Source organism: Polaromonas sp. P3_C2 (assembly GCF_056402675.1).
In genome coordinates this window covers 1-773 of sequence record NZ_JBFUGX010001135.1, presented here as the reverse complement: position 1 = coordinate 773, position 773 = coordinate 1, and the positions used below count along the sequence as shown (strand labels likewise).

The 773-nt window shown below is 59.0% G+C and carries 1 protein-coding gene; it reads left to right on the top strand.

Annotation, left to right across the window (positions count from 1 at the left end; translation table 11 throughout):
- Positions 1-253: 253 nt before the first annotated feature.
- Positions 254-773: ABC transporter ATP-binding protein (locus tag AC1DWI_RS25145; RefSeq protein ID WP_477726181.1), on the top strand; the 520-nt coding region annotated here is incomplete at its 3' end.

Sequence of the window (773 nt, the reverse complement as noted above, 5' to 3'; positions counted from 1 at the left end):
AGCCTGGCCAGCGTCAAGCCCGAGATTGCCAAGGACAAGGCGGTATTCCCCGATGCGGACAACCTGAAGAAAATGGTGTCTCCGGCCAGCTTCAGCAACGAAGCGCGTGAATCCATGAGCAACGTGTTCACTGCCTTCAAAAAAGGCAAGTGACGTTTTACTGATCTCTGGCAAGCGCTGATTTCAGTGTGAACCCGGCTGTGCATGCAATGCTTTGTGTGCGCAGCTTTTTTCTTGGTGAGAACCCCTGTTCATGAATCTACCCCTCCCGGCCGGTGACGGATTTTTGCGGACTGAGCAGCTGGTCAAGCGCTTTGATGGTGTGGCGGCGGTGGACGATGTGTCCCTGTCGATTCACAAGGGTGAAATCTTCGCGCTGCTCGGGAGCTCGGGTTGCGGCAAGTCGACCTTGCTGCGCATGCTGGCGGGTTTTGAAAAACCGACCGAAGGCTCGGTGATCCTGGACGGTGTGGACATCGCCTCTTTTCCGCCTTACGAACGGCCCATCAACATGATGTTCCAGTCGTACGCGCTCTTTCCCCATCTGACGGTGTGGGACAACATTGCCTTCGGACTCAAGCGCGAAGGCATGCCCAAGGGTGAGATCGAGGCGCGTGTGCAGGAGATGCTCAAGCTGGTCCAGCTGGAGACCTTTGCCAAACGCAAGCCGCACCAGCTCTCGGGCGGCCAGCAGCAGCGTGTGGCCCTGGCGCGCAGCCTGGCCAAGCGGCCCCAGTTGCTGCTGCTCGATGAGCCGCTGGGCGCGCTCGACA